5 protein-coding genes and 1 pseudogene are annotated in these 3,917 nt (G+C 68.3%); 2 read left to right on the top strand and 4 right to left on the bottom strand.

Features of this window, described 5'->3' with window-relative positions; translation table 11 throughout:
* On the bottom strand, positions 1-413 hold a 413-nt coding region (locus VGR06_RS00715), incomplete at its 3' end, for a hypothetical protein (protein WP_327556937.1).
* Positions 414-634: 221 nt separating this feature from the next.
* Here VGR06_RS00715 and VGR06_RS00710 point away from each other — a divergent pair.
* Positions 635-802, top strand: a pseudogene (locus VGR06_RS00710) (IS1634 family transposase); the annotation flags it as partial.
* Between the two features lie 536 nt (positions 803-1,338).
* Here VGR06_RS00710 and VGR06_RS00705 read toward each other — a convergent pair.
* From VGR06_RS00705 to VGR06_RS00695, 3 genes are read right to left on the bottom strand one after another with little or no spacing between them, the layout of a single operon-like run.
* The gene (locus tag VGR06_RS00705) at positions 1,339-1,815 is read right to left on the bottom strand and encodes a nitroreductase/quinone reductase family protein (RefSeq protein ID WP_327556936.1); all 477 of its coding nucleotides are present in this window, start codon (positions 1,813-1,815) and stop codon (positions 1,339-1,341) included.
* 34 nt (positions 1,816-1,849) lie between these two features.
* Positions 1,850-2,818 carry a DNA-3-methyladenine glycosylase 2 family protein gene (locus tag VGR06_RS00700; protein WP_327556935.1) on the bottom strand — a complete coding sequence of 323 codons (969 nt, stop codon included), beginning with the start codon at positions 2,816-2,818 and terminating at the stop codon, positions 1,850-1,852.
* Entirely contained in the window at positions 2,815-3,183 is a 369-nt protein-coding gene (locus tag VGR06_RS00695) for a VOC family protein (protein WP_327556934.1), read from the bottom strand. Before VGR06_RS00695 ends, VGR06_RS00700 begins: the two co-directional genes overlap by 4 nt.
* Before the next feature lie 58 nt (positions 3,184-3,241).
* On the opposite strand from VGR06_RS00695, the gene VGR06_RS00690 reads away from it, so the two are divergent.
* The gene (locus VGR06_RS00690; protein WP_327556933.1) at positions 3,242-3,691 is read left to right on the top strand and encodes a MarR family transcriptional regulator; all 450 of its coding nucleotides are present in this window, start codon (positions 3,242-3,244) and stop codon (positions 3,689-3,691) included.
* Positions 3,692-3,917: the final 226 nt, after the last annotated feature.

Genomic DNA, 3,917 nt, shown 5'->3' with positions numbered 1-3,917 from the left:
GCCGGCCTGCGCTGAGAGTACTCCAGCAGCAGCACGAAGTCCTGGAAGCTGTCCGAGGAATTGTCCTTGGCATTGTCCTTGGCATTGTCCTTGGCATAGACGAGGAACCGGAAGTCAGTCTGCGGGGTTCCGTCAGGCAGCCGCTCGGACCGCCGAACGATGCAGCTTTCCCGCCAACGGTGACCGTCGTAGCTATCAACGGTCAGGCCCCAGCAGTGCTGATCGAGCGTCCAGGTGGAACCGATTTCCGCCCGCTGCGCGAGTACCGCGGGTTCCTGGTGCGGGCTGATGAAGATGACCTGATGCGGGCGGCGGGGCGCGGCTCGGAGCACCGTGATCTTCCACGCCCAGGGTGAGGTGATGCCGAGCTGAACAGCGCGCAGGCCCGGCCACCAGCCCCCGCACTGCGCCATCGCCGCCTCACCCTCCTGTTGTCGTCGCGGCCGTTTCCGAGCCGTGGTGGCGGGCCCCTAGGTTGGATATACGCAGCAGGCCGCGGCTCCGGATCACCCCCAAGTCGCGGTCCTGACTTGTGCTACGTTCGGCGGTCCTTACCGCGTTCGACCCGCTGACTTGTGGGTTGCTCGTGAGCGTGAGTGGATGTGCCACTAATTCGGGCCCGTAGGGTGGGGTGGTGTCCCCGTTTGTGCGCACCGTGAAAGACGGCGTCGGGGGCGACGGCGGTGCAGATCGTCTACTCGTCGCGGGTCGCGGGTCGCGGGACAGCGAGCACATCGGGTCGGCGCACGATGACGGCGAGCTGGAGGTGCTGAAGGCGGTCGCGCGGCAGCGTCTGGCGGCGGGCACGCTCCGGGCGGGCGATGCCTCCTCGGGCGACCTGGTCGGTGCTAACGCGGTCGCTGAGGTGAAGCTGAAACGAGCCCGCTAGTGGGGCGGCCGTAATTCGAGACCGAATCCGCGCGGGGTTTCGCGCGGCGGGTGCGGGTGGACGTCTCGGTCCCAGAATTGGGGCCGGCCACATCGTGATCATCCGGTGTTGCGTGCCGGCAACCAAGGATCACGAGGTGAGCGCTGCGGCCATCGCAGAGGCCGGCCGGTCCGAGCAGAAGCTGGCGGAGCTGATGGGCCAGCTCGGCGAGCACATCGTTCGGGCGCATCGGTTTCGCTAGCCGGAAGCACGTCCGCGGGTTGATGAGCGACCTCCCCCTGGAAGAACTGCTAGGCCCCTGGCTGAGTAACGCCGGGGGCGGCGCCTGGGGAGCGCGGCCTGACGGCGTGGGCACGCGCATCACGATCAGCGGCATGAGCGTTAGTCGTCTCGCTGCTTGCGCTGCCTCCGGTGAGAAGACGCCGGCGATTGACGTCCGCGCCTCGCGGTCATCGGACAGGCGTGGACTGTGGCTCGAGGATCACGACCGCGGTCTCCGACGATCGGAGCGCCGCATGGGCGTCCAAGTTCGTGTCAATCTCCCGCCACCTGGCCCACAAGCGTGACCGTTCCTCTCCCTCTGCGGCCCTTGCCGTGACCATGCACGGCCGGTCGGCGAGATCGACTCTCGCTCCGGGATGCGCTTGGAGGTTGAGCCACCACACGGGCTCGCCGTCGGCCCAGCCGTTCATCGCCAGCGTGACGAGGTTCGGCCCGTCCTCGATGTACCCAAGGATCACGCTTCGCTCCTTACCCGTGCGACGCCCAGTGGCGGTGAGTCGCAGGGTGCCCCACCGGTTGTTCCTCGGACGCCACAGACCGACGCGGCCGCCGGTGACGCGGTAGATGCCGCGGTGCGTGTACCAGGCCAGCCGAACAAACCATCGAGGAGGGAGTCGCGGCCGGTTCTCGCGTTCGTCCGACATGGGGCGCCCCTCACTGCTGCCTTCCTCGTCGAGCCTAGCCAGAGACCCGGCCAAGCGCAGGACCCCCTGCGTCGGGGAGGACGTCCGCGCGTCTGCCTTCAGTGATCTCGTGGGTGACGTCCTCGAGCCATGTGCGCAGCAGCAGCGCGGTCCAGGTGCGGTAGGGGCGCCAGTTGGCGGCGATGGCTTGCAGCGCGGCCTGGGTCGGGTTTGGGCCAATGTGGTAGACGGCGGCCATGGCGCGGTGCAGCCGTTTCTCCTGGGTGGGGAAAACGTCGGGGTGGCCGGCGCCGCGCAGCAGGATCAGCTCGGCGGAAAAGGGGCCGATGCCGGGCAGTGTCTGCAGGTGTGCCAGTGCTTCGTCGGGTGGCCGGCTGCGGAGCGCGGTGGCGTCGAGTTGGCCTTGGCCGGCGGCCCGGCCGAGGGCCTGGAGTTGCTCGATCTTGCGTTTGGTGAGTCCGGGGAACTCGCGGAGGGCGGTGAGCCGGTCGGGTGCCGGAAACGACCGGAGTTGCCGGTCGCCGAAGTCGATGCCGTCGCCGAGTTGAGTCGCCATCCGGGTTCTGATGCCGGCGGCTTGGGTCATGCGGATGCGTTGTCCGATGATGGTCCAGGCGGCGGCCTCGTACGGGCTGTGGAACTGCACCGGCCGCAGGCCGGGATAGCGTGCCTGCAGGTCGCGCACGACCGGGTCCCGCTCTGCCACCGCCGGGAAGCCGGTGCCGTCCACGTCGAGGGACAGGATGCGCTCGACCTGGCTGCGGATCTGCCCGAGTGGCAGCGCTCCAGGGTTGGCAACGATGCCGGCGAGCAACTCCGTCCGGTCCGCGGTGACGCGTGCTCCGAGGGTCGTCCAGTCGTTCTCGGCGGGGAACGCGAGGTCGAGCCGCGCGTTGTGGCCGCCGCCCTGGCCGGCCGGGAAGCTTTCCGTGAAGCGGGCGGCGCTGATCAGCGAGAAGGGGCCGCGCGCCCGCATCCGGAAGGAACTCGTGGTGGCGGTCATCGCTTGTCGTGGATCGTGACGGCGTACCCGTCGGGATCGGTGAAGGTGAACGTACGTACGAAAGGGCCGTCGAAGGGTGGCGTCACGATCGGCACGCCCGCGGCGTCGAGCGTGTCGTGCAGGGCCTGCGCGTCCGTGGTGTGCAGCCACAACGCCACACCCAGACCTGGCCGGTCGGCTGCGTCCAGGTCTATGCCGGGCAGCGGGTATCGTACCGCGAACGGGACGGGCGTGGTGGCGAACACGATCGCGCCGGGCGGGCTTGCCGGGACGCGGCGCAGGCCGAGCTGATCTTCGTAAAAGGCGGCGGCGCGGTCCAGGTCGCGTACCTGCAGGGCGATGAAATCGGGTCCGGTGACGGTCATGACGCCCTCCTCGATATGTCAAAGTCCTGACATCGCCATGGTATGTCAAAATGCTGACATGGAGCAACAGGACACGGTCGGTCCGGTGGAGAACGCGGTCGGCTACGTCCTCAAGGAGGCTGCGGTGGCACTACGCAACGCCATGGACGCGGTCCTGCGGCCGCTGCATCTCACCGTGCCCCAGTACGCATGCCTGGAGCTGTTGGGACAACGTCCCGGGCTGTCCAACGCCGACCTGGCTCGCGGGGCCTTCGTCACCCGCCAATCGATGAACGTCGTACTCCACGGCCTCGAAGGACGCGGCCTCGTCACCCGGCCCGCAACCGCCCCCCGTGGCCGCGAACTACCCGCCGCGCTGACCCAGGCCGGCCGCGATCACCTGCACGCGGCCAGTGCGGCAGTCCGCAGCATCGAGAAGAAAATGTGCGCCGGCCTGACCCCCGCACGACAGCAGGCACTGCTTGACACTCTCGCCTCCTGTATCCGGAATCTGGCCGACAACCCATGACACCGGCGATAAGCAAGCGAGCAAGTCAGCACCTAGAAACATCGACGACTCCTCCGCACTCAACATGGCTGCCATCGGCTTCGGCGTTTTGGAACGCAGCCAGGATGCCTTGGTGATGGCTGCGGTTGGCCGGCCGTGGGCGCCTGGTGGGGGCCGCACCGCGGCTGGACGAGCAGGTCGATCCAGTCCAGTTTCGTCGACTTCGCTGAACCGGGCTGGGCGAAGA

It is taken from the genome of Actinophytocola sp., from assembly GCF_036002505.1.
GTDB lineage: Bacteria > Actinomycetota > Actinomycetes > Mycobacteriales > Pseudonocardiaceae > DASYTH01.
This window is presented reverse-complemented; position numbering and strand designations above follow the sequence as displayed.

Bases quoted from the DNA above. Each gene is read 5' to 3' on its own strand.
- VGR06_RS00705 (WP_327556936.1), bottom strand. From the start codon at position 1,815: ATGTCGGACGAACGCGAGAACCGGCCGCGACTCCCTCCTCGATGGTTT.
- VGR06_RS00700 (WP_327556935.1), bottom strand. From the start codon at position 2,818: ATGACCGCCACCACGAGTTCCTTCCGGATGCGGGCGCGCGGCCCCTTC.
- VGR06_RS00695 (WP_327556934.1), bottom strand. From the start codon at position 3,183: ATGACCGTCACCGGACCCGATTTCATCGCCCTGCAGGTACGCGACCTG.
- VGR06_RS00690 (WP_327556933.1), top strand. From the start codon at position 3,242: ATGGAGCAACAGGACACGGTCGGTCCGGTGGAGAACGCGGTCGGCTAC.